The 18,899-nt window shown below is 60.3% G+C and carries 21 protein-coding genes; 2 read left to right on the plus strand and 19 right to left on the minus strand.

Annotated features, from left to right (window positions below; genetic code table 11):
* Nucleotide 1 precedes the first annotated feature (1 nt).
* The 19 genes from WMO45_RS03955 to WMO45_RS04045 form a co-directional block, all read right to left on the minus strand.
* Nucleotides 2–964, minus strand: coding sequence for an amidoligase family protein (locus tag WMO45_RS03955; RefSeq protein WP_349139271.1), 963 nt, complete (start codon nucleotides 962–964; stop codon nucleotides 2–4).
* On the minus strand, nucleotides 961–2,100 hold the full coding sequence (gene dcm / locus WMO45_RS03960; protein WP_155151646.1) for a DNA (cytosine-5-)-methyltransferase: 1,140 nt from the start codon (nucleotides 2,098–2,100) through the stop codon (nucleotides 961–963). Before dcm ends, WMO45_RS03955 begins: the two co-directional genes overlap by 4 nt.
* 14 nt (nucleotides 2,101–2,114) lie before the next feature.
* Nucleotides 2,115–2,411, minus strand: coding sequence for a hypothetical protein (locus WMO45_RS03965; protein WP_155151643.1), 297 nt, complete (start codon nucleotides 2,409–2,411; stop codon nucleotides 2,115–2,117).
* Nucleotides 2,404–3,333: a ParM/StbA family protein gene (locus WMO45_RS03970; RefSeq protein ID WP_173023941.1), complete on the minus strand. Its 930-nt coding sequence runs from the start codon at nucleotides 3,331–3,333 to the stop codon at nucleotides 2,404–2,406. The genes WMO45_RS03965 and WMO45_RS03970 overlap by 8 nt, the downstream gene beginning before the upstream one ends.
* On the minus strand, nucleotides 3,330–3,986 hold the full coding sequence (locus tag WMO45_RS03975) for a DUF4240 domain-containing protein (protein ID WP_155151638.1): 657 nt from the start codon (nucleotides 3,984–3,986) through the stop codon (nucleotides 3,330–3,332). The genes WMO45_RS03970 and WMO45_RS03975 overlap by 4 nt, the downstream gene beginning before the upstream one ends.
* A gap of 20 nt (nucleotides 3,987–4,006) precedes the next feature.
* A complete protein-coding gene (locus WMO45_RS03980) occupies nucleotides 4,007–4,669 on the minus strand; it encodes a hypothetical protein (protein WP_243141969.1) in 663 nt (220 codons plus the stop codon).
* 1 nt (nucleotide 4,670) lies between these two features.
* Complete coding sequence (locus WMO45_RS03985; RefSeq protein ID WP_155151635.1) at nucleotides 4,671–5,075, minus strand: synapsin-1 (Synapsin I); 405 nt, start codon at nucleotides 5,073–5,075, stop codon at nucleotides 4,671–4,673.
* Entirely contained in the window at nucleotides 5,072–5,806 is a 735-nt protein-coding gene (locus tag WMO45_RS03990; protein ID WP_155151632.1) for a hypothetical protein, read from the minus strand. Before WMO45_RS03990 ends, WMO45_RS03985 begins: the two co-directional genes overlap by 4 nt.
* Nucleotides 5,803–6,720 carry a ParB N-terminal domain-containing protein gene (locus WMO45_RS03995; protein ID WP_155151628.1) on the minus strand — a complete coding sequence of 306 codons (918 nt, stop codon included), beginning with the start codon at nucleotides 6,718–6,720 and terminating at the stop codon, nucleotides 5,803–5,805. Before WMO45_RS03995 ends, WMO45_RS03990 begins: the two co-directional genes overlap by 4 nt.
* A 5-nt stretch (nucleotides 6,721–6,725) precedes the next feature.
* The gene (locus WMO45_RS04000) at nucleotides 6,726–7,100 is read right to left on the minus strand and encodes a single-stranded DNA-binding protein (protein WP_155151625.1); all 375 of its coding nucleotides are present in this window, start codon (nucleotides 7,098–7,100) and stop codon (nucleotides 6,726–6,728) included.
* 93 nt (nucleotides 7,101–7,193) lie between these two features.
* Entirely contained in the window at nucleotides 7,194–10,463 is a 3,270-nt protein-coding gene (locus WMO45_RS04005) for an S-layer homology domain-containing protein (protein ID WP_243141968.1), read from the minus strand.
* A 65-nt stretch (nucleotides 10,464–10,528) separates the two neighbouring features.
* The gene (locus WMO45_RS04010; protein WP_155151622.1) at nucleotides 10,529–11,422 is read right to left on the minus strand and encodes a toprim domain-containing protein; all 894 of its coding nucleotides are present in this window, start codon (nucleotides 11,420–11,422) and stop codon (nucleotides 10,529–10,531) included.
* 120 nt (nucleotides 11,423–11,542) lie between these two features.
* Nucleotides 11,543–11,866, minus strand: coding sequence for a hypothetical protein (locus tag WMO45_RS04015; protein WP_155151619.1), 324 nt, complete (start codon nucleotides 11,864–11,866; stop codon nucleotides 11,543–11,545).
* Nucleotides 11,853–12,281: a translation initiation factor 2 gene (locus WMO45_RS04020; protein ID WP_186918809.1), complete on the minus strand. Its 429-nt coding sequence runs from the start codon at nucleotides 12,279–12,281 to the stop codon at nucleotides 11,853–11,855. The genes WMO45_RS04015 and WMO45_RS04020 overlap by 14 nt, the downstream gene beginning before the upstream one ends.
* Nucleotides 12,282–12,394: 113 nt before the next feature.
* Nucleotides 12,395–14,326 (minus strand): ATP-dependent DNA helicase, encoded by a 1,932-nt coding sequence (locus WMO45_RS04025; protein ID WP_155151616.1) that lies wholly within the window; start codon nucleotides 14,324–14,326, stop codon nucleotides 12,395–12,397.
* Nucleotides 14,327–14,726: 400 nt separating this feature from the next.
* Nucleotides 14,727–15,221 carry a sigma-70 family RNA polymerase sigma factor gene (locus WMO45_RS04030; protein ID WP_155151614.1) on the minus strand — a complete coding sequence of 165 codons (495 nt, stop codon included), beginning with the start codon at nucleotides 15,219–15,221 and terminating at the stop codon, nucleotides 14,727–14,729.
* A gap of 252 nt (nucleotides 15,222–15,473) precedes the next feature.
* The gene (locus WMO45_RS04035) at nucleotides 15,474–15,674 is read right to left on the minus strand and encodes a hypothetical protein (RefSeq protein WP_155151611.1); all 201 of its coding nucleotides are present in this window, start codon (nucleotides 15,672–15,674) and stop codon (nucleotides 15,474–15,476) included.
* A 54-nt stretch (nucleotides 15,675–15,728) separates the two neighbouring features.
* On the minus strand, nucleotides 15,729–16,328 hold the full coding sequence (locus WMO45_RS04040) for an ImmA/IrrE family metallo-endopeptidase (protein ID WP_155151608.1): 600 nt from the start codon (nucleotides 16,326–16,328) through the stop codon (nucleotides 15,729–15,731).
* Between the two features lie 16 nt (nucleotides 16,329–16,344).
* The gene (locus tag WMO45_RS04045; RefSeq protein WP_155151605.1) at nucleotides 16,345–16,722 is read right to left on the minus strand and encodes a helix-turn-helix domain-containing protein; all 378 of its coding nucleotides are present in this window, start codon (nucleotides 16,720–16,722) and stop codon (nucleotides 16,345–16,347) included.
* 278 nt (nucleotides 16,723–17,000) lie between these two features.
* Between WMO45_RS04045 and WMO45_RS04050 the strand changes: the two genes are divergently transcribed.
* Together WMO45_RS04050 and WMO45_RS04055 are read left to right on the plus strand one after the other, a co-directional pair.
* Nucleotides 17,001–17,240, plus strand: coding sequence for a hypothetical protein (locus WMO45_RS04050; protein WP_155151602.1), 240 nt, complete (start codon nucleotides 17,001–17,003; stop codon nucleotides 17,238–17,240).
* Between the two features lie 20 nt (nucleotides 17,241–17,260).
* Nucleotides 17,261–18,898, plus strand: coding sequence for a recombinase family protein (locus WMO45_RS04055; protein ID WP_172698305.1), 1,638 nt, complete (start codon nucleotides 17,261–17,263; stop codon nucleotides 18,896–18,898).
* Nucleotide 18,899 lies beyond the last annotated feature (1 nt).

Raw genomic sequence — 18,899 nt, forward strand, 5'->3', positions numbered from 1 at the left:
GTCACCTCTCCATCTCTCGGTTCTTTTTCTTCTTTTTATTGACTTCGTAACTGTCCTTGTCGTAGCGCCAGGCGCGGTCACCGTCCAGGTTGGCCAGCAGATGGTCGCGGGTATTCTTAAACTCCGGCCCATTGAGGCCCAGGCACACCAGCCAGACACGGAAGGTGAACAGCTCATTGTCGCTGTGGGTTTTCCGCATGACGGTGCTGCGCTGGGCGATGGCCTGGGCGGACATGGCGAGGCACAGGTTGATGTACGCCGCGGCCCGGCCTGCATGGAGGGTGGAGTTGAAACAGCGCCACTCCACCGTGCCGCGATAGAACACCGAGTGCAGGTTTAAGGCATAATAGCGTGTCCAGTTGTAATGCTCTCCGGAACTGATATCCCCTTCATACCAAATGCGTTCCAACTGCGTCAGATCCTTGGTTTCTTCGGCAGAGAGGGTGCGGGCCTGCCGCAGCATGGGTTCCCGCACTTTTTGACAATATTCCCGCACCCTGTTTGGGTTCACCTGCAATGCCTTAAATAGAATATCTTCTTTGGAGTACATGATGCTCAGGAGGTTTTTCAGGCTCTGGCGGTTGTGGTTGGCAGCGTCCACATGGACATGGAGGCCGCAGGAGCTGTTGACCTTTGCCCCCGCATGCCGGACCTGCCGCACACACTCCTGAAACTTGGGCAGTTCTGCATAGGTGAGCTTTGGCGACACCATTTCAACTTTATACCGTCTGTCGTTTGTATGTTTATAGCCATCCAACGTCTTACACTCACCGTAGATACTGCCATCGCTCATCAGTTTCCATTCTTTGTTTTCTGTGTCTTTAACGACCCATGTATCATAGGCGCCACCTTTATACCGGGGCACTGTTCCAAAATAGTCCGCCAGCGCCTGCGCGGCCTGCTCGCGGGTGATGCCAGTCATCTCTACCTCGACGCCGAAATACTGGTCCTTCATCCCAGTCATGCTGCCGCCTCCTTCCGCAGTTCTTCATCCACGGCCCGGATGCGCCGGCCAATGGCCTCGATTACTGTGACGGTGACGCTGTTGCCTGCCTGCTTGTAGGCTTGGGCATCTGAGTTGATGGCGAGGATCTTGTCGATCTGCTCATCTTCAAAGCCCTGCAGGCGCAGGCACTCTCTGGGCATCAGGCGGCGGATGCGTCCGCCGCGCTCTACAATGCCCTGTACACTGGCGGCATCATGGGCGACTCCAGCCCCGACCCGTCCGGCACGTGTGGAGCTGCCCGGATAGCCCAAGTCCACGCTGTCGCCGGGCACCGCTTCCTGATAACCTTTTCGGGTGGCTTCCTTGATCAGCAGCGCCCCAGAGCGTTCCCCTTTGTGGTTGGACAGAGTTGTCTGACCATAGCGGGCGGTGATGCACCTGGCTTGCCGTGTCCGTTTCGGATGCCCTGCGCACAGATCTACAAAGGGCGCATCCGGCGGAAGCAGGTACAGCCCGGTTTTCACACCGAGGCCGCCACCGCCCGCCGTCTGGGTGCAGGCTACTCCTTCCGGGTCATAGACTCGGTGCCCTTGGGCGCCGCCGAGGAGTTGTATAAGAGCCTTCGCACCATTTCCGAAGACAGGTAATATTTTTCCGGCGAATCGGGGATCAAGATAGCAGATAAGGAACACCCTTCGCCTTGACTGGGGGACTCCAAAATGTTTGCTGTTAAGCACAGACCATTCGACATGGTACCCCAGGTCAGAAAGCGCGGAGAGGATGGCCGCAAACGTCCTGCCGCCGTCATGGTTAAGCAGTCCTGGAACATTTTCGAGCAGAAGATACGAAGGCCGTCTGGCTTCAGCCAGGCGGGCAATTTCAAAGAAGAGAGTACCTCTTGCATCGTCAAATCCTTTTCTGCGGCCAGCGAGAGAAAATGCCTGGCAGGGGAATCCCCCGCATAAGAGGTCAAATTCGGGCAGGTCGTTGGGGTCAATGGTCCGGGCGTCTGGATAGTATCGTTCCTCCTTCCTGATGTCGTGGATCGCACGGTAACTGGCCTCGGCATATTTGTCTATCTCGCAGTGTCCAACGCACTGGAAGCCGCCGGCGCGGGTCAGCCCCGCCCGAAAGCCGCCGATCCCGGCGAACATATCAAAATATCGAATCAGATGGTATCATCTCCCTCCTGCAGCGCACGGAGAAAGCCGAGGACGTCCTCATCGACGGCCCCAGCCTGCTCCGGCTGCGTTGTGGTCTTTGTAAAGGAAACGCCTGTCAGTTCCTCCCGGATGGTTCTGCGGACGGCTTCCAGCAGTTCCTGCTGTTCCATGTAGCCGTTAATCATCCTGCACACGGCTTCCATACGCTGTCCAGGCGCAACGGCGGACAGGCGCTCCCATGCGTCCCGCTGCTCCCGCTGGGCCAGGGAGAAGGAAAGGCTGAGCCGTCGCTTCTCAGGCATGGGCGCCGCTCCCCGACATCTGCCGTACAAGCCGTTCATAGCCCTTGGCGTTCAGGGATACGTCATCGAGGATCACGGGCCGGCACAGGCCGTTTGTGGCCGAAACACGGCGTTTCAGGAGCGCCGCTCCGCCTCCCATAAAAATAGCGGGCATGGCGCGGGTGTCCAGGCCGCACTCCGTGATAGCGGAGAGCAGGTTCTGCACATACAGGTCCGCCTGGGCATGGATGATGCTTTTTGCCTCGTCCGGGAGACTGCTGACGTCGCCCCGCAGGACACACTCGATCTGCGCCGCTGTCAGGGAAAGGCCCAGGGCGCGCCGCACCTGTTCCCCGATCTCGTCGATGCAGCGGATCATGCCTAATTCCAGGCTGCGGCAGGTGGCGGCGTTGGGGAGGCGGTTGTCCAGACGCATCAGGTCCACCGTCCAGCCGCCGATGTCCGCCACTATGACGGACGGCTCGTCCAGCAGCTCCGTCTGTGTCAGCACGGCGGCATAGCCCTGGGGGAACAGTTTCACATCCCGGACGGTGACGGCATAGTCCCGGCCCTCGTAGCGAAAGGACACCGGCTTGCCGTCCCGCAGCAGATAGGCGCGGAACTTCTTCTTGTCCCGGCCAAAACTGGTCAGGGGCAGGCCGGCGGCCAAAATAACGGAGCAAGTGCGCTCGGCGCTGCGGCAGTCCATCTCCCTGGCGATGGCCGCCAGGGTCAGCAGATAGTAGTCCTCCGTCCGGGTCTTGTCTTTCTGCAGGGGCTGCCTGCCGCTGCCCACCACATAGTACGTTCCGCCGTATTCCAGCACATTCTTCTGGGTGTACGGCTCATGCTCATAGGCCACCAGCCCCGAGGGGAAGGAACCGTGGACAGTTTTCATGGCCGCGTAGCCGTGGTCCACGCCGATGGTGATGGAATCTTTTATCGGGTGTCACCACCTTTCTCCGGTTTCTCCCGCTGATGCTTTGCCCACTCCAGCGGAAGGCAGAAACCGTACAGGGAAAAATTCCAGACACAGGGATCCACATCGAATCGCTCTGTGCCGCCGTATTTGGCGCAAAGCCTTGGCATCATCTTGGGGAAGGCCCGCGGACCGCTGGGGACGTGGATACCGTCCCGATATACAACCTCGCTTTGGAGTTCATCTCGCAGTTTCAGATACCCGGCAGTATCGAGATCGCCATAGGCATCTTGCCCGGTCAAGTTGTGGTACACGTCGTTGCCAACATAGGCGATGCTCTCGAAGCTGCAATCTCCATATGGTTCCACATCCGCCAGCGTGTCCGGATCCCGCAGCGCGTTCAGGTATACCGCTTTGCCCTGGGCGATCAGCCAAGCCCGGAAATCAATGAATCCCTCCAGCGTGCAGCCGTTTTCCTTGATGATACTGGCCGCATCCCATAGGCCGAACGGCTCTGCCAAGTCCATGTAAGCCTGAAATATATTGTGAAATTGCCGCGCGGCCCCGGTCCCCATTATCAAAAGGCCGTCCCGCAGATGCTCCGTTATGGCGTCCATATCCTGACCGCAGGCGGTTTTCGCCTCCTGAATCAGCGCCCAGAAGGTATCCTTGCTCATCCCATTGTCAGGTTTCTGTTCTATCGCTCAGCACCTTCCTTCCATTTTTCTTTTTGTTTGCCCGTCTGACGCTCCTGCTTCTGGGGCAGAAGGTCCTGAAAGCCCAGGTCATGCAGTACCCGCGTATAGAGCTGCTTTTCAAAGGCCCGGTATTCCGGGGCAGCGGTATCCACATCCAGCAGGACAGCCTTTTCACAAGTCGTGCCGGGCACGACCTCCCACCGGACGGCGTGGAACCGCAGGGCGGTCAAGTACTGCAGGAGCTGGTGTCCGTCAGCATAGTCAAAAACACCGCGGTTGTCCTCATAGGGGAACTCGCCGGGAATGTTGGGATAGCCGGAGATCGCCAGGGCGGCGTCGTAGAGGCGGAAACCGCCCTCATCAAAATCCGGGGCAATGGTGTCGTAGAACCGCCGGAGCTGCTCCGTACTGTCCAGGGCCGGATAAAAGGACGCAAAGGCTTTCTTCAGCGTTTCCACTATCTGGCGCTCCTGATTAGCGGCATATTCCTTACTGCAGCTCTCCTGGTAGTATTCATCAATGAGCGGTTCCAGTTCATTGATCTTGCTCTGGAGCTGCGCGCATTCCATTCGGCTGAGGTCCAATTCGGCGTTGGATTCCTCCAACGCCTGCCGCAGAGCGGGGTAGTCCCGAACCGCGGCGATCAGGTCCCTGACTTTCATGTCACGCCGCCTTTCTGAGCCGGGCGATCAGGCGGTCCAGCACGGCGATGCGGGATCTCACCTTGCCGGCGGAGGCGTTCAGGCCATGCGCCTGATTTTGGATGCGGCGACGGATGGCCGCGAGCTGCTGGCGGTCCCGGCAGCACTCCAGCACAACATACCGGCCCCGCCCGTTGGACAGGACCTCGCGCTCACCGGAGGCGTCCCGGAGGCTGGCCATGAGGCGCTGGCCCAGCTGCCTGCGGTAGCGGTCCTGCAGGACGTCGGCGTCGCAGGAGACATGGTGCTTTTTCAAAATGGCCGCGATCTCATCGCCGCTGATCTCCATGTTGGCAAACAGCACCTCCAGGATCTCAGTTTTGGCTTTGGGTGGCAGCGCGGGGCGGCCGTGGGATCTCCTGGTCATCGCGTCTGCTCCTTCCTGCGCTGTGCGCGCTGCACCACGTCGGCCCTGTCCAGGGCGGGCGCCTCGCTTGGGAAAACATAGAGCATGCAGTGATGTTCTGCAAGTTCTGCAGGAAAGCCCTGGGGGACATGCTCCGGAGAGTCCGAAACCGCAACCGTCCGGTACTTCCAGTCACGGGGGGACTGGTAGGCGAACAGGTGCTCCCCCGCCCGCCGGATGCTGTAGCTGCTTTTCCCCTCGTGCTGCCGGACATATTCGCCCACAGCCGCTTTCTCCAGCACGAAGCGAGGCTGGATCCCCTGCGCCAGCTCCGGCGCGATGGCATTGATGTATTTCACCATGTCACGGACATTGCCGCATTCAAATTCCGGCGCGTCATAGCCATACCGCTCTGTAACGAGCGCCCACTTCATACGCTCATGAGGGCTGTCCAAAGAAACGACAAAGTATTTCCCGTCGCGCTCCCCGGTGAGAGGCTCAAACCGGACGTCGTCATAGAGCGGCCCATCCAGCGGGCAGTTGTTCTTGAACCACACATAGTAGTTGTCCAGAATGAAGGGATCCGTGATCCCCAGCACAACGCCGGAGATTTTTTTCAGGCGTCCGGCCAGGGCGTCGTCCCGGCAAAACCAGTCATACCAGCCGGCCTCGCACTGCACAGCACGATCCCGGCTGCTGAAGTCCCCTGCACGGAAGCGTTTCTGCCACTCCCGCACACTCATCTCATTCATAGCGTCCCCCTCTCCGGCAGGAGGCGTTCCACGAGGCCGGCAATGGCAGTGAACACGCCGGCCAGTTCACGGGACTCCCTGATGGTGTCCTCCATTTCCTCCCTGGTCATGCGGGTGCATTTGACCCAGATCCGCACATTTTCCTCTGTGGGCGTCAGCAGAACGGCCTTTTCATAAGCCTTGCAGAACACGCCGGCGATCTTGCTCTGGCGGTCGATTTCGGCGTCCTTCTCCCGAATCTCCTTTTTCGCTTTTTCCAGCTCCACCAGCTCCAATGCCGCCTGCCCCTGCTCGTCCTCCGGCAGATCCTGTATCTGCCGGGTGATCTGATACCCCTGGTTGATGGACAGTTCTTTTTTGTCCAGGGCTTCCTTCACGGCGGCGGGGGCGTGTTCGTCGATCTGCATCACCTTGCCCATCGTGCGCTCCCCAAGGCCGACAGAGGCGGCCAACTCTTTGCGGGTGTCCACAGGGGCGGAGTGGACTTCCGGCAATGTTGCCGAAGGTCCACTCTCATACTGGTTCCCGTGGTACGCCTGCTGGTTGGCCTTTGCCCTGGCCTCGATCTCCGGCCGCAGTTTCAGGGCGATCTTGCCCAACTCCCATTTGTCCAGGTTGCGGCGGCCCTTCTGGGTGTCCAGCGCCCACTGCTTGGCCTCCAGCAGATCGTCAAAGGCAAACACCGCCATCTTATAGGGCAGGCTGTGCCGGGTGCAGATCTGCTGGCGGTTGTGGCCGTCTACGATGACCAGGTCCTCATTGACGATAATGGGCGCATAGCAGCCGTTTTGCAGGATGTCCTTCTCCAGCGCGGCAAGCTGCTCCCCGCTGAGAGGGGGGAGCAGCTCCGCCAGTTCCGGCAGGATGGTGGGGGTGCGTTCCGCACTGGTGTATTCAATGCCTGTATTCCGCATGGCGCTCAGGCTGCGGCCTCATCCATGCCGTCCGCAGGCATGGACGCGGCGTTTTCCTCCACCCGGCGGGGAGACAGGAACTCCACCTCCGTGGCTTTGATGAGGAAACCGGGCTGACGCTCCGGCTCGTCCGCGAAAGTGATGGTTTCAAAGTCGCCGGAGGCGGCCAGCTTGCAGCCCTTCCAGGCAAACTCCGCGCAGCGTTCCGCCAGCGGGCCGCGGACCTTGATGGAGATGAAATCCGTCAGGCGGTTGCCCTCCTTGTCCCGGTAGCGGCGGTCCGAGGCGATCCGCAGGATGGCATAGGGCTTTCCGGTGGCCTCATGGATCTTCAGCTCCACGTCGTTGGTCAGGTTTCCGATTGCTACGATTTTCAGCATAGGTGCATTTCTCCTTCTTTATTATTTAATGTAGAGTGAATTGTGGGATAAAAGCGCCGCGGCCCACAGCGGGGCCGCGGCACAGCGGGTGGATCACTTGTCCCAGGTTTCGGGGTCGGTAAGGATGGCGGTGTGGGCGTTGGCGGCCTCCAGCACCTGGTAGTAGGCCCAGTGACGGGAGGACACGTCGGGGAACATCACCAGCTGGCGGCGGTTGTCCGCGATGTAGTCCTCGTCGGCCTCGCGGCCCAGCAGACGGTTGACGATGGTGACGACTTCCGCCCGGTCGATGGGGTCATCTGCCCGGAAGGTGCCGTCGCCGTAGCCCTCCACCCAGCCGTGGATGGCGGCGTCCTTGATATACTCCGCAGCCCAATAGCCGTCGCTCACATCGTCAAAGCCCTCGTACTGCTCCATGATTTCCTCGTCGCCATCGCCGTACACATCAAAGAACCGCGCCGCCATAGCGGTGAACTCGGCGCGGGTGATGGCCTGGTCGCCACGGTAGGTGCGGTCATTGTAGCCCACGGCCACGCCGTAGCCGGTCAGGTACTCCACATAGCCGGCGTACCACGCCTCCGGGTCCACGTCTGTAAACTTCACATTGGCCCCGCTGGGGATGTGCTCGTCCAGCTTGTCAGAGAGCAGGCGGGCGAAGATGGCCGCCGCCTCGCTCCGGCTCATGCTGCGCTCCGGGCCGAAGGTGCCGTCTGTGTAGCCCACAATATAGGCCCCGTGGTACTCGGTATCTGTGACAGCGGGAACGGTCAGTTTGCCGCCCTCATCGGTTTCGCCGCGCTCGCTCTGGCCCAGATCGCCCTTGACAATCACCGTCACGCCCTCCTGCGGGTCGCGCTCATTGTCTGTGACCGTGACGGTGATGCGGTTGTCCTCGTCCATATCGGTCCCGTCCGGCAGGGTGACGGTGATGTTGCCGCCCTTGCCGATGGACACCTCCGCGCCCTCGATGGGGCGTCCGGTTTCGTAGTCCTCCACGGTGACAGTCAGGGTCCAGCGGTCGCCGTCCTCGTCCTCCCAGCCTACGGTGGCGTCGCCGTCCTCATTGGTCGTGCCGGTGGTGCCGGGAACAGTGAGCTGCCCGTTGCTGCCAGTGTTACCGGCACAGTAGTTGTCGTGCTTATCCGTCACGGCGATGAACATATCTTCCACGGGGGACTTATCTTTCACCAGTTGGACGGTGATCGTGGTCTGGTCGGCATAGTCCAGCAGGCGGGAATTGGGCAGACGGATGGACAGGGTATCGTCCGCGTGGAGGGTCACGGTGGCATTGGCAACGGGGTCCTTGGTGTCGGTATCCGTGACGATCACCAGATAACCGCCCACAACGGCCTCTCCCTTGCTGTCCGTGGTGGCCTGATTGTAGATTTTCTCGATTTCCTCGGTTTCCAGCGTTTCACCGCAGACCTCGCACTCCTTGTGCTTGCTGCCCTCGCTGTCGGTGGTAGGCTCCTTGTCGATGATCCAGTCACCGGGCTTGTGGCCTGCCGCCTCGGTGTAGTCGCCCTTGTAGGCGTCGCCGCAGCGGGTGCAGGTGTAGGTGGTGTAGCCCATCTCCGTACAGGTCGGCTCGGTCACAACGGTTTCATAGTCATGACCCAAAGCGTTCTCAATGACGGCCCCACAGCGGGTGCAGAGCTGGGGATCGGTGCAGGTGGCCGGGTCGCCGGGGATATGGCCTGCGGCCTCATCGCCCTCCAGACGGGTGGCTCCACAGCGGATGCAGGTGTACTCGGTCATGCCCTCGCCGGTGCAGGTGGAGTCGGTGATCTCCTTGCCCTCGTCCCAACTGTGGCCCAGCGGGTCGGTATAGTCGGTGATGAACGAACTGCCGCAGCCCTCGCAGATATGGAGGGTACGCCCGCCGCCCTCACAGGTGGCCGGGGTCACTTTGGAAACGTAGTTGTGGGGCAGTGCAGAGGTAATGTCCTCGATGTGGCGCTCCCCGCAGACGGTACACTCCCGCAGGGTGTAGCCGGGGCTGGTGCAGGTAGCGGGAATGACGGTGGTGGAAAACTCATGCTCGGTCTGAGGCAGGTTGGTTTCTTTCACATTGCCGCACCGCTCACAAATATCGATGGTCTTGCCGGGGACTTCACAGGTGGCGTCCCGAACCACCACACTCTGGTAGGCGTGGCCCAGCGCGGCCTCATAGTCCCGCTTTTCGATCATGCCGCAGTCTACGCACAGGTAGCGGTCATAGCCGAGGGTCAGGCAGGTCGCCGGGGTGCTATCCAGCAGCGTCCAGTTGTGATTCTCACCGCAGCCCTTGTCGTCACAACAGCAACCGTCACAGTCCGGGTCTTGACAGCCGCAGTCGGGATTGTCGCAGCCGCAGGTGCAGGAACCATCCTCGGCGGTGGTTTCGTCCCGCAGGTGGACAAAGGCAACACCGTCCTCCACCATGTCGGTATCGTGGTAGGTGTAGGTGATTTCATAGTAAACCGGATAGTCCCCGGCCTCGGTGTAGTTGGGGGCAGAAGTCAGAGTGCAGGCGTCCGCGCTGTGGCCGTAGCGGATGGCGGTGGTCACGCCAGCCTCGGACAAGTCCGACACCGTGACCGTGTGGGGCTGGCCGTCCACCACGCCGAAGTAATCCGCAATGACGGCCTTGGCGACGGTGTAGGCAGTTTCGGCATAGCCGCAGTCAGCGCAGGCGTCCATCTCGACGAACCTATCGTGAGCCAACTCCGGGCGGATGCTGCTTTCCATTGCGTGACGCTCCAGTGTGGAGTTTTCCTCCTTGAAGGTGCCATAGCAGAAAGCGCAATACTCCCCGCTGGTGGTGATGACACGGTGATACTCGCTGTCTACTTGCTCAACGGTGACTTCCTCGGGCAGCTCCTCGAAGAAGTCTGCCGCACAGTCATAGAGCCAATACACATTTTTGCCGCAGGCATAGCTGGTGGCCCCCATGTTGGTATTGAACGTTCCACAGGTCTGGCACACCGCTTTCGTCCAGTGGTAGCCAGTGTAGTAGGCGTCCTGACCAGGGGTGCCGTCCAGCAGGTCGCCCTTGCTCTCCCCGTCCAGGCAGGTGCCGTCTGAATACTTGACGTTGCGGGTCAGGGCCGTTTCTCCATTGCGGGTGTACTCCGGCACACGGAATACCTGGAACGAGGTGGCCTGCCCGCACTCACAGCAGGTAAATGTTTCGATGGTCACCACGGAGTTGGCATCCAATTCGTTGGTACGGTTGAGCGCCTCAATCCAGTGTTCCGCCGGGTCGTGATAGTTGTCCTCCTGGGCGGCAAAGGCGCTGGGCACCATGCCGACGCAGAGCACGACTGCCAGCAGCAGGGCCGTCATGCGCTTCAGGCCATGCCTGGTTGTCTTGCTTTTCAAGTGGTTTTTCCTCCTTTTTTGTGTAGAAATTGCTGGTTTAGCTCTCTTTACTTGCGTTTACTTGGTCACCGCCCCCTTTCCCGGAACTGCTGCACAAAGGTCAGATAGGCGTTCCAGTCCTTCCGGGAGGGAGGGGACAGTGTCTGCACGGCGTAGCCCTCCGCCGCGTATTTTCGGCCCATGCGCTCCGCGGCCTCCTGGCCGGGGCGGTCGTGATCCAGGCACAGGACGACCTTCCGCACCGCAGGGTGCTCCCGGAGAAACACCGACAGGGCACGGTCATCCAGGCAGCACAGGGCCAGCGCATTGCTGTGGAATCCCCGGTGCAGGGTGCAGTAACTCATAAGGTCAATGGGAGCCTCGAACACATACACGGTCCTGCTGTCCGGGACATACGGCAGGCGGAAGCCAACGGATTTGTCGCTGCCGGCGGCGTCGCCCTTGAAACCGCTGCCGTCCCGGTCGTAGGTGCCCCGCAGGCTGGCGAAGGCAGCCTTGCCGTCCCCACCGTAGCCGACGAACACGCAGTTGTGGTGCCCGGCGTCCTCATACAGCAGTCCGGCGTCGAGAAAGCTGCGGATGACGCGAGGTGCGATCCCGCGTTTTTTCAGGTAGGCGCACACCCGGCGGGCATCGGTGTGCCTCGGCGGCAATGCAAACGGTTTCGGCGGTTCCGGCGCCTGCTCAGTCTGCCTGCTCCGCTCCGCGGGGGCATCCCTGGCGTGGCCGTGGAAGGCCAGCAGATCCTCCACCGCCTGTGGGAAACTCCTGCCGCAAAAATGCTGCAGGAAAGTGATGGCATCCCCACCCGTCTGCTCAGAGTAGCGGTACCAGGTGCGGCGGTTCTTGATCCGCAGGCTGTCCATCTCCTTGGTGGAGTGGTAGTGGCCTACCCGCGTTACGGTGTAGCCGAGAGACGTCAGCAGGTCCGGCAGGTCCGTCCCGCGGGCGATCTCCATCTCCTGTTCTGTGAAACGATTGGATCTCGGTTCTGACGTTTTCTCACCTCCAGTCCTCTTGTGAAACAGACCGCCCGGGGCGTCCCTGTCGGGCGCTCCGGGCGGTTCTGGGATCCTGATTTACTTGGTTGTTCTCTTTCTGGGCGGCCGCTCCACATACTCGGAAACGTCGCAGTCGCAGCTGATGAGCTGCCCACCGCATACGGGGCACCGCTCCGCATCACATCCCACATGGTGGTAATGGCCCGGCTTGGCGCCGCAGTCGTGGCAGCGGGCGTCGTCATACGCCATGCCGTCCTCACCGTACTTGATGCGGCGGTAGTAACGGCTGCCGCATTTCACATGGGTCCAGGTGCAGCCGTCTACTTTCAGCATTCGCTGGCCGCAGGCCCTGCAGGGTGCGCCGCCGGCGGCAATCATGGCCTCTAACTCATTCTGCCACATCCTCGTCGCCTCCTTCCTCGGATCCCTCGTCCTCAGACTCCATTTCGGCATTTGCATCCTGGCTCTCAGCGGGGGTGGGGATATCGTCAGGGGCGGATTCCGCCGCCTCCTGCTCCGCCTGCCGTAAGGCGTCCTCGATCAGCCCCAGGACGAACTCCCGCTGGGTCACCTTCCGTCCCTGGCGCTCACTCTCGCGGGCCAGGTAGTCCTTGATCCGCTGGAACAGGTCCTCGCTGATTTGAAATGCCATTGTTCTCGTCTGTGCCATGTCGTTTTTTCCTCTGTTTTCATAGTAGTTGGTGAGCAGTTCCGTGATGTACTCGCTGAGGGACTGGTTTGCCGCGACGCGCTCCGCCGTCACCCTGGCATGCAGGGATTCCGGGATCTGGCAGGAGAGGCCCTTGGTGTGCTCCATGTCTGATTGCCTCCTTTGCTTGATTTGCAACGCAAGTATAGCCGGAAAGCATCACGAAAGCCATTACCAACACCACCAAGGAATGGCGAACAGACGCAGCAAATGCAACAATTTCATCCTGCGTTGGGGAGATGGAAATAACCGGCGTCCTTGTGGTCACGGTAGAACTGTTCCACTGCCCGCAGGCTGCCCGTCACCGGCATCTCCGGCAGGGCCTCCGCCATGCTCTGGAAATATCTCCGGCCGCGGGCGGCGCGGGGATCCAGCACGGCGACGGCACAGGTGTCTGTTTCCGTGCGGATGGCCCGGCCAAAGCCCTGCCGCAGTTTGATCTGCATTTCCGGGATGACAACGGAGCGCAGGAACTCCCGCAGGTTCGGGTAGTCCTCCCGCTCTTTTTCTTTGACAGCGTCCGGGTAGGCGAAGGGCAGGCGCGGGATGATGAGCAGGGACACGCCGTCGCCGGCGAAGTCCAGCCCCTCCCATGCCGCGCCGGTGGCCAGCAGGATACTGCCGGGGGCGGCCCGAAACGCCGCCAGGGTGCGGGCTGGGCGTCGGCCCATCGTAAATACGGGAAAGGGCAGCGCCGCGGCCTGCAGCCGTTCCTTGACCGCCGACATGGCGAGGTAAGAAGTGAACAGCACCAGGGCGTGGCCGTGGGACGCCGCCGCCAGCTGCCGGATCTGCGCGGCCAGCCGGTCATAGTAGTCCGCCGCGTCCAGCGGGATCGGGTCCGGGGGGAGATAGAGGAGGCAGTTGTGCTGATAGTCAAAGGGGGACGGACACACAGTTTCCGTCACGGGCCGCTCCCCTGTCAGGCCGGTGGCGGTGCGGAACCGGCTGAAGTCCTTCCCAACGGCAAGGGTGCCGGAGGTCAGGATGATGGGCTGGTCCTGCCGCCAGAGCGTGGCTTTGAGCTGCGCGGCCAATTCCGACACCGTGCCGCACAGCATGGCCCCGCCGTGGTCGTCGTCTGCCGCGTAGAAGATCATCTCAGGATTCCCCAGATAAAAGAGGGACACAGTAGAGGCGACAGCGGACAGCAGGCGCCAGGTTTCCCTGGTCAGCAGGCCCTCCAGTTGACGGCAGATTACCGTCAGGATCTGATGCGGCCGCTCCAGGAACATCTGGTAGGTTTCAAATCCAGCTCCTTCCTCCACCGGGACCGACAGTCTTTCCGTCAGCGGCGCCACGGCCTCGGAGAGCAGTTCCGCCGCGAGGACATACCGTTCCACATGCAGGCTGCGGATCAGCTCCGAAAAGTCCTGGGCGTTCAGCGTCACGCCGAACATCTGCCGGGCGGTTTCCGGCAGCTTGTGTGCCTCGTCTATGATGATGGCCGCGTTGTCCGGCAGGATGGGCTTTTTCTTTTGGCCGCGGTGGATGAGGTCCGCCAGCAGGAGGTTGTGGTTGCAGATCTGGACCGTGTACTGCCCGCTCTGGCAGGCGTCCAGAAAACAGCGGTACCGGCAGTCCTTCCGTCGGCAATTACACCGCTTGGGGACGCAGATCCGCTCCCGGTCGTAACTGCTCATCCCGGACAGCTGGTCCAGATCCAGCACATGCCGGGCGGCGTGCAGGGCTTGGCGGGCGGCGGGGTTCTTATGGCTGCCCCCCACCTGCCGGATCCGCCGTTCCAGACGGGCATCGCAGACGTAGTGGGCCTTGCCCTTGCGGATGACCGCCTCAATGGGTGCGGAGACCAGCCCCTCGGACAGCAGCACGCCGGACAGCAGGGGCAGGTACTCCTTCTGGATGGCGTTCTGCAGCGCGATGCTGGAGGTGGAGATCAGGATAGGGCGCTGCGGCCTGCCCTCTGCCGCCCGGCACTTGCCATGCAGGATGCCGGCGGTCAGGTAGGCGAAGGTCTTGCCGATGCCGGTTCCTGCGTCGCACAGGGCGATGCCGCCGTCCAGCATGGCATCCAGGATGCTGTGGCACAGCCGGATCTGTTCCGGCCGTTCCGCCATACTCCTTTGGGGCAGCAGGACTTTGAAAATACGGTCAACTTCTTCATGGGCCTTTTCATGGGTGTATTTTTTCATGGATCATTCCGTCCTTTTATCTTTTTTCGTGTTCCCATCGTATTCGCACTCGCCCCCCCGATGGGTTTCGGGAACAATGCGGGCAGGCCCCTGGCCAGGGCCTCACGGGCATATTTCCGGGATCTCTACTGCTTTCAATCCCGGAGCAGCGCCGCCTGTCTTACGCGCAGGCCGTGCTTGGTGTGTCATTGTATGAGCCGTCCCATCTCTTGCCCGGCCTGCCAGGGCCGGCCGCAGGCGGAATCGCTCGCCGGCCGCTGGGGCCGGGTCCTGGCGCGCTGTGGGGTGGGTACGGCTGCGTGTTACCCGCATTGCTGGTATGCACTTTTCAAGGAGCAGCGAAGGGGGAGGTATTTCCCCCTTCCGCTGTCCTCCCCAAAAAGGGGCTGAGTGAATACCCTCACGCCGCAGATTTTTCAAAATATTTTTTCAGGTCCTTCAGGATCCGGTCCCTGCGCTTGATGACGGCCCGCTGGGTCACGCCGATTCGCCGGGCGTATTCTCTGGTGGAGAGGTGGTCGTAGAACAGCGCGGTGATGAGCTGCCTGTCCCGGTCCTCCAAGGAGATAAGCGCCGCCAGCAGCAGGCTGGTCAGTTCTTCCCGCTCCCGTTCCGACTCCCGTGCAAGGACGCAGTCCTCGGCGCTGGGCGCCGTTTCCGCACCCACATAGTCCGGTAAAACGCCGTCCTCTGCCATCTGTTCCAGGGAGAGGACCTTGCCAGTGGGCAGATCCTCGCTGAGATACCGCTCCCGCCGGTCCATCTGGGCATACGCCGCGAATACGTCCTCTGTGACCGCCACATCCCTACCATCCACGGTGATGATATGGGCGACGACTTCGCCGCTGTCGTCACGGATCTTCCTGTAATTCCGGTTTTCCTGCCATTTTTTCATGGTTGTGATCTCCAATCTCAGATTTTTTAGGAAAAACTTCTGAGTTGGCGATCACGGGTATTTCGCTATGTAGGGCTGCCAGGCGTTCCGCATATCGTGCCTTTCCGCTGTTCTGCCGCGGAAAAGCGCAAAAAAAGAGCCTTACAGCACAGCAGAACTGCTGCCTGTAAGGCTCCGAACACGGTGGATCCCGCTGCTGATGCGGGCGGTTGGTGCGCTTGACGAGGTCGATACTCTATATTTTATTTGCTTTTAGGAATATCCGGTCTTTTCAAAGGAGATGCCGATCTGCAGCCCACACTTGGGGCATTTGGAGAACAACTCCGCCTTGTCCGCATGCTCCGGGCCGTAGAGGCGCAGGCGCCCCGGATCCACGTCGGCCGCGGCGTCAATCACACGCCCGCGGCCGCACACAGGGCAGCGCACCGCACGGGTCCTTTTTATCTGTTGCATGGCGTTCCTCCTTGCAAAGTGTTCTCTATTTTGAGAACACTACGGTAAAAAATTTTACAGCAGGTGGTGGTTGGTGAGACGGATCCGCATAGCCTGGCGGGACACCTGGAACACCTCCGACATGGCTTGGACAATGGCCTGACTGTCCCGGCCGGACCGCATTTGATAAAAACACCGTTTCACCATTGGCATGGGCATGAGCAGGGCGGACCCAAGCATATTCGCCTGGATCTCCATACTGGTTTCCTTGACGGCAGGCTGCAGCGCCGCGCTCTCCCCGGTACCCACATACAGCCCCTTATGCAGGATCCAGTGGGACAGTTCGTGGGCCTCGGTAAACCGCAGGCGGCCGGTGCTGGTTTCTTCTTCACACAGCGAGGCGTCTATGAGGATGGTTCCGGCTTTCACCGGGAACAGGGTATACTCGCCCAGTTCCATGTCGTACACGGCCTCCAGGCCGGTGTCAAACACAGTTTTCCCCAGGATCCGGCCATTCTTGCGGAGGTACTGGAATTCCAGTGTCAGGCCGTGGCGCTCGATGAGGTCCTCGATGGGGATGGCGCGGGGCTGCCCACGGTAGAGGCGCTCATCGTAGGCATCCAGCACACGCCGGGCGATGCTCTCCATCGTCTGCTCAGTATAATACTTCCGCATGCGCTTGCCTCCCTTCTCACTCGCCCCGCTTTCCCCGCTGGGTGATGCGGTCTATAAATTCCTGCCATTCCTCGTCTGTGGCGTCCACTTCCTTGGCTGTCCGCAGGGCGGCCCGGACGATATCCCGTTCCATGATGTACTCCGGCAGGTCTGCGGACACCCGCTGTGTTCTGGATTTGGCGGCCAGATCCAACAGCAACTCGGCGTCTGTCTGACAGAGTCCCAGGATCTCAATGAGGTGGTTCAGTTTCTCCATGGTTGGCGCCGGCCTCCGGTCATTTTCGATGTTGCTCATATAGACCGGAGACACCTCCAGCTTTGCTGCCAGAGCGCGCAGGGACAGCCCGCGGGCCATTCGTTTCTCCCGCACATAACTGCCGAATGTCTGCTCCATTGCGGTGTGCCTCCTATCTGTTCTCTTTTTCGAGAACGGCTATGCTTAGTATACACGCCTCCATCTCATGCCGCAAGAGGCCAAACGCGAGGTGCTCCTTTTATGGGACACCTCGCGCTTTTTCTTAATATGGGTATTCACTTGGCCTTTTTTCGGGTAAGAAGATGAAGGGGAGTTTTCTTTTCGGGCATGAACGTAAGCCGGGACCGGATTTGGCAACGCTGCCGGACCCGATCCGCCGTTTCCTGGCCCCTCACATTCTGTAGAGGAGGGACGCAATGCCCAAAATCATTCCCATGCCCGGCCGGGCAGGAAAAGTTGTGGCCGAGCGCGACCAGATGAGTCACGGACGGCTGATCCATGTGGTTTCCGTGTTCCCTGCGGACGGCGCCTGTTCGCCGGAGGACAAACTCAAAACGCTCATTGACATGGACTTGAAAAATTCCCGCACAGTTTCGGAAAGGGGTGGACAAACCGCCCCGGCAGAGGTAACATCACACAAACTCTGGACGGTTTGACTGGAGAAAAGGAGGACCGAATGAGTCAGTCAAACCAAATGAAAATCACCGCCCTATACTGCCGTCTGAGCCAGGACGACGGTCTGGACGGAGAGTCCAACAGCATCCAAAACCAAAGGCGTATCCTCGAAACATATGCCCGTGAGCACCGCTTTCCCAACATCCAATTCTATGTGGATGACGGATACTCCGGGGCCAGTTTCAACCGGCCGGATTTCCAGCGCATGATGGCGGACATGGAGGACGGGAAAATCGGGATCATCATCACCAAGGATCTCAGCCGTCTGGGGCGAAACCAGTTGCACACAGGGCTGTACATCGAGGAGCGGTTCCCGCAGTTCGGCGTCCGCTACATCGCCATCAACGACAATGTGGACACGGAAAACGCCGAGAGCAACGACCTGATGCCCTTCAAAAACCTGTTCAACGAGTGGTTCGTGCGGGACACCAGCCGGAAGATCCGGGCGGTACAGCGGGCCAAGGCTCAGCGCGGGGAGCGCCTGGGGACACGGGCACCCTACGGCTACAAAAAGGATGAGAATGCCAAGGGCAAGCTCATTGTGGACGAGGAGGCTGCCGCAGTGGTGCGCCGCATCTTCGCCCTCTGCGCTGCCGGCAACGGCCCCAGCCAGATTGCCCGCCTCCTGAAAAGTGAGCAGGTACTGTGTCCGACTATGTATGCCTATGAGCGTTTTGGTACTAAGCACATGGGACTCTCGCTGGGTAAGCCCTACAACTGGGAAAAAAGCACCGTCGCGCATATGCTGGAGAATGAGTTGTATATTGGCAACACGATCAATATGCGATTCAGCAGTAAATCTTACAAGGACAAACGTAAAATAGAGCATCCGCGGGAGGAATGTATCGTCATTGAGGGCAGCCATGAGGCCATCATTGACCGGGAAACGTGGGATATCGTTCAGCGGGTACGGCAAAACCGAAAGCGCCCCACAAAGATGGAGGAACTCAACAAGTATTCCGGCCTTGTCATCTGCGCCGATTGCGGTTCCACAATGGTTCTTCATCGGGCGCATACCATGAAACCAACGCAGACTAATTTCACCTGTCGCACCTACAAAAAGGAGGGCGCCGAGGTCTGTACAGCCCACTACATCCGGGAGTGTGTCCTCGACGAGATCGTGCTGGAGGACATCCGCAGGGTCACGGCGATGGCGCGGGAGCACACGCAGGAGTTCGCCGCCTACATCTGTGACCGGCAGTCCGCTGAACTTCGGCGGGAGATCCGCAGGCAGGAGTTGGAACTTTCAGGCATGAAAAAGCGCGAGGCGGAACTGGAGGCCATTTTCAAACGGCTGTATGAGGACTCGGTACTGGGCCGCATCACCACAGAGCAGTTCCAGACACTCTCCACCAGTTATGTGGCGGAGCAGGAGCAGTTGAAAACCGCCATCCCGCAAAGGGAGCGGGAGGTCGCCAAACGGAAGGCCACGGTGTCCGGCGCTGACAACTTCATTTCAAAAGCCAGGCGCTACACCGACATCCAGGAACTGACGCCGGAACTGCTGCGGCTGTTCATTGAGAAAATCGTGGTGCATGAGAAGGATGTGAAGTGGTCCAAACATGCGAGGCAGACTGTGGAGATCCACTACACGGACATTGGCGTGGTTGGGAACATGAGTACCACGAAAAGTGCATAAA

It is taken from the genome of Flavonifractor hominis (assembly GCF_040095835.1).
GTDB lineage: Bacteria > Bacillota > Clostridia > Oscillospirales > Oscillospiraceae > Flavonifractor > Flavonifractor hominis.

Excerpts from the sequence above, each read along its gene's own strand:
- WMO45_RS03955 (WP_349139271.1), bottom strand. The coding sequence starts at position 964 with ATGACTGGGATGAAGGACCAGTATTTCGGCGTCGAGGTAGAGATGACT.
- dcm (WP_155151646.1), bottom strand. The coding sequence starts at position 2,100 with ATGTTCGCCGGGATCGGCGGCTTTCGGGCGGGGCTGACCCGCGCCGGC.
- WMO45_RS03965 (WP_155151643.1), bottom strand. The coding sequence starts at position 2,411 with ATGCCTGAGAAGCGACGGCTCAGCCTTTCCTTCTCCCTGGCCCAGCGG.
- WMO45_RS03975 (WP_155151638.1), bottom strand. The coding sequence starts at position 3,986 with ATGAGCAAGGATACCTTCTGGGCGCTGATTCAGGAGGCGAAAACCGCC.
- WMO45_RS03980 (WP_243141969.1), bottom strand. The coding sequence starts at position 4,669 with ATGAAAGTCAGGGACCTGATCGCCGCGGTTCGGGACTACCCCGCTCTG.
- WMO45_RS03985 (WP_155151635.1), bottom strand. The coding sequence starts at position 5,075 with ATGACCAGGAGATCCCACGGCCGCCCCGCGCTGCCACCCAAAGCCAAA.
- WMO45_RS03990 (WP_155151632.1), bottom strand. The coding sequence starts at position 5,806 with ATGAATGAGATGAGTGTGCGGGAGTGGCAGAAACGCTTCCGTGCAGGG.
- WMO45_RS03995 (WP_155151628.1), bottom strand. The coding sequence starts at position 6,720 with ATGCGGAATACAGGCATTGAATACACCAGTGCGGAACGCACCCCCACC.
- WMO45_RS04000 (WP_155151625.1), bottom strand. The coding sequence starts at position 7,100 with ATGCTGAAAATCGTAGCAATCGGAAACCTGACCAACGACGTGGAGCTG.
- WMO45_RS04010 (WP_155151622.1), bottom strand. The coding sequence starts at position 11,422 with ATGGAGATCGCCCGCGGGACGGACCTGCCGGACCTGCTGACGTCTCTC.
- WMO45_RS04015 (WP_155151619.1), bottom strand. The coding sequence starts at position 11,866 with ATGTGGCAGAATGAGTTAGAGGCCATGATTGCCGCCGGCGGCGCACCC.
- WMO45_RS04020 (WP_186918809.1), bottom strand. The coding sequence starts at position 12,281 with ATGGAGCACACCAAGGGCCTCTCCTGCCAGATCCCGGAATCCCTGCAT.
- WMO45_RS04025 (WP_155151616.1), bottom strand. The coding sequence starts at position 14,326 with ATGAAAAAATACACCCATGAAAAGGCCCATGAAGAAGTTGACCGTATT.
- WMO45_RS04030 (WP_155151614.1), bottom strand. The coding sequence starts at position 15,221 with ATGAAAAAATGGCAGGAAAACCGGAATTACAGGAAGATCCGTGACGAC.
- WMO45_RS04035 (WP_155151611.1), bottom strand. The coding sequence starts at position 15,674 with ATGCAACAGATAAAAAGGACCCGTGCGGTGCGCTGCCCTGTGTGCGGC.
- WMO45_RS04040 (WP_155151608.1), bottom strand. The coding sequence starts at position 16,328 with ATGCGGAAGTATTATACTGAGCAGACGATGGAGAGCATCGCCCGGCGT.
- WMO45_RS04045 (WP_155151605.1), bottom strand. The coding sequence starts at position 16,722 with ATGGAGCAGACATTCGGCAGTTATGTGCGGGAGAAACGAATGGCCCGC.
- WMO45_RS04050 (WP_155151602.1), top strand. The coding sequence starts at position 17,001 with ATGCCCAAAATCATTCCCATGCCCGGCCGGGCAGGAAAAGTTGTGGCC.
- WMO45_RS04055 (WP_172698305.1), top strand. The coding sequence starts at position 17,261 with ATGAGTCAGTCAAACCAAATGAAAATCACCGCCCTATACTGCCGTCTG.